Below are 3,816 nucleotides of genomic sequence, written 5' to 3'. Positions count from 1 at the left end.
CGACCTTCAGGTTATGAGCCTGACGAGCTACCGGGCTGCTCCATCCCGCGACACTTTTTATGACCTACCGCTTACGCTACTTGAGGTCTTTTTTGGTCTACCGCCTATTCGGTTGCTTGAGACCGGGTAGTGTTCTTATCATCGTGTTGAGAGAAGGGGGATTTTACTAGGTTTGGCGGTGACCTACTCTCCCGGGGCTTAAGCCCAAGTACCATTGGCGCGGCAGTGCTTAACTTCCGGGTTCGGGATGGGACCGGGTGTTTCACTTGCGCTATGACCACCAAACCGAGGAAAATCCCCACGTCGCTGTTTTTGCGGAGCAAAAAAGCGACGGGCAGGAGGCAGCGTATTCGCGAAGCGGATGCGCGTTCCTGCACGGTTGTTATGTCAATCAACAGTGTCGCTTGGCGCGACACAGCTATCCAACTCAAGGTGTGTATGTCTTTGATTTGTCTTTCCATTACTGGATCAAATCAAGCCTATCGGGCGATTAGTACCGGTCAACTGAACGCATTACTGCGCTTACATCTCCGGCCTATTGACGTGGTGGTCTTCCACGGCCCTCAGGGAGACCTTGTTTTGAGGGGGGCTTCCCGCTTAGATGCCTTCAGCGGTTATCCTGTCCGATCATAGCTACCCAGCACTGCCGTTGGCACGACAACTGGTCCACCAGTGGATCGTTCACCCCGGTCCTCTCGTACTAGGGGCAACTCCTCTCAAGTCTCCTACACCCACGGCAGATAGGGACCGAACTGTCTCACGACGTTCTAAACCCAGCTCACGTACCTCTTTAAACGGCGAACAGCCGTACCCTTGGGACCTGCTCCAGCCCCAGGATGAGATGAGCCGACATCGAGGTGCCAAACACTGCCGTCGATATGGACTCTTGGGCAGTATCAGCCTGTTATCCCCGGCGTACCTTTTATCCGTTGAGCGATGGCCCTTCCACTCGGGACCACCGGATCACTATGGCCGTCTTTCGACTCTGCTCGACTTGTCAGTCTTGCAGTCAGGCTGGCTTCTGCCATTGCACTCAACGAGCGATTTCCGACCGCTCTGAGCCAACCTTCGCGCGCCTCCGTTACGCTTTAGGAGGCGACCGCCCCAGTCAAACTACCCGCCACGCAGGGTCCCGGATCCGGATAACGGACCGCGGTTAGACATCAAGAGTGCGAAGGGTGGTATCTCAAGGGAGGCTCCACGGATACTTGCGTTTCCGCTTCAAAGCCTACCACCTATCCTGCACATCACAATCCTGATGCCAGTGCGAAGCTGTAGTAAAGGTGCACGGGGTCTTTCCGTCTAACCGCGGGAAGCCTGCATCTTGACAGGCAATTCAATTTCGCTGAGTCGATGTTGGAGACAGCGGGGAAGTCGTTACGCCATTCGTGCAGGTCGGAACTTACCCGACAAGGAATTTCGCTACCTTAGGACCGTTATAGTTACGGCCGCCGTTTACCTGGGCTTCAATTCAAGGCTCTCACCTCTCCTTTTAACCTTCAGGCACCGGGCAGGCGTCAGACCCTATACGTCGTCTTGCGACTTCGCAGAGCCCTGTGTTTTTAATAAACAGTCGCCACCCCCTGGTTTGTGCCCCCAGCCCCTAGTTGCCTAGGAACCGGGCCTCCTTCTCGCGAACTTACGGAGGTATTTTGCCGAGTTCCTTCAACATCGTTCTCTCAAGCGCCTTGGTATGCTCTACCAGTCCACCTGTGTCGGTTTAGGGTACGGTCTGATGGAGGGCTATTTCCAGGAACCACTCAGCAGCCCAATCAATCCGATAAGATTGAACTACACCTGTGATCCGTCACATCCTCCTGGCCTAGGAATATTAACCTAGTTCCCATCGCCTACGCCTTTCGGCCTCGGCTTAGGGGCCGGCTTACCCTGCTCAGATTAGCTTTAAGCAGGAACCCTTGGACTTTCGGCGAGAGTGTCTCTCACACTCTTTGTCGCTACTCATGTCATCATTCTCACTAGTGATCTCTCCACCGGATCCCTCACAGGCCGGCTTCATCGAAAAGACTCGATCCTCCAAGGTGCCCCGAAAGACACTAAAGAGGATAAGTCTTATGTCACACTACGCTCTGCTACCATGCCTTACGGCATCCTAAGCTTCGGCTCATGGCTTGAGCCCCGTTACATCTTCGCCGCAGGACAACTTATTTAGACCAGTGAGCTGTTACGCTATCTTTAAAGGATGGCTGCTTCTAAGCCAACCTCCTGGTTGTTTTGGTCGTCCCACCTGCTTTCCCACTTAGCCATGAATTGGGGGCCTTAGCTGTAGGTCAGGGTTGTTTCCCTCTCCACTACGGACGTTAGCATCCGCAGTGTGTCTGCCATCTAGTACTCCCGGGTATTCGGAGTTTGGTTAGGATCAGTAAGCCTGTGGGGCCCCATTACCCATCCAGTGCTCTACCCCCCGGGGTATTCGGATGACGCTCTACCTAAATAGATTTCGCAGAGAACCAGCTATCTCCGAGTTTGATTGGCCTTTCACCCCTAGGCACAGCTCATCCCGATCCTTTTCAACGGATGTGGGTTCGGTCCTCCAGTAAGTGTTACCTTACCTTCAACCTGGCCATGCCTAGATCACTCGGTTTCGGGTCTGATCCCACGAACTCATTCGCCCTATTAAGACTCGCTTTCGCTACGCCTACACCTAACGGCTTAAGCTTGCTCGTGAGACCAAGTCGATGACCCATTATACAAAAGGTACGCCGTCACCCCGCAAGGAGGCTCCGACTGATTGTAGGCGTTCGGTTTCAGGTACTGTTTCACTCCCCTCGTCGGGGTGCTTTTCACCTTTCCCTCACGGTACTGGTTCGCTATCGGTCAGCAAGGAGTACTTAGCCTTCGAAGGTGGTCCTCCGATCTTCAGACAGAATTTCACGTGTTCCGCCCTACTTAATACGTCCGATCATGCTTCATATACGGGACTGTCACCCTCTATGGTCCTGCTTCCCAACAGGTTCTATTCACACTCACGGCTCGGCTGGTCCCCGTTCGCTCGCCACTACTAGGGGAGTATCAATTGATTTCCTTTCCTCCGGGTACTTAGATGTTTCAGTTCCCCGGGTTTGCTCTTAAAACCCTATGTATTCAGGTCTTAAGTACCTGTTCATGCTCATTATTGATCAGCTGTGCCAACAATAACAAACATTCAGGTGGGTTGCCCCATTCAGAAATCCATGGATCAAAGCTTATTCTCAGCTCCCCATGGCTTATCGCAGAGTATCACGTCTTTCATCGCCTCTTGCTGCCAAGGCATTCACCAAACGCCCTTCTCGCGCTTGATTTGATCCAGAAAAAGAAAGACATAACATCTTGCGCTACCGCCTATTCGGCTACTTGAGCGCGTGAAGCCTTTCGACCTTTCGGCCTGCAGGCTTCGACTATGTCGATCGTGATCACCCAGCTGGTAACTAAAGGCGATCGTTCTTCTGAACCAAAAACATACATTTCCCGCCCCCGCCACTTGGACGAGGACAATTGAGCAACCCCATATGGTCTCCCAGCCGTGCAGCTGATCAACGCAGGTCGCTCGGGTTAGTATATTTGACTTGGACAACTCTGTTCGTTTCAGTCGCGATACGCATCCCGGGCCGGCTAGACCCAAACTGCGCCGCTTATCCCCATGTGTCCTACCGCCTATTCGGCTACTTGAGGACGAAGACAAGAACGACCGAGATCAATGCCACACTCGGCACGATCAAACAGTGTTGATTGATTTCTCTCTATACGATGTAAAAGACGAACAGCTTACGCTGTTCTGCCGTCCAATCGGACGGTTAAGAACCCGAAGGTGCTTAACGA

The 3,816-nt window shown here is 53.1% G+C and carries 2 rRNA genes; both read right to left on the bottom strand.

Annotated elements, in window-relative coordinates:
- Positions 1 to 170: 170 nt before the first annotated feature.
- Positions 171 to 285: ribosomal RNA gene (rrf, locus tag ACR0AM_RS21350) — 5S ribosomal RNA — on the bottom strand.
- A 184-nt stretch (positions 286 to 469) separates the two neighbouring features.
- A 23S ribosomal RNA gene (locus tag ACR0AM_RS21345) occupies positions 470 to 3,299 on the bottom strand.
- Positions 3,300 to 3,816 lie beyond the last annotated feature (517 nt).

This window comes from Ruegeria sp. AD9 (assembly GCF_056542305.1).
This window is presented reverse-complemented; position numbering and strand designations above follow the sequence as displayed.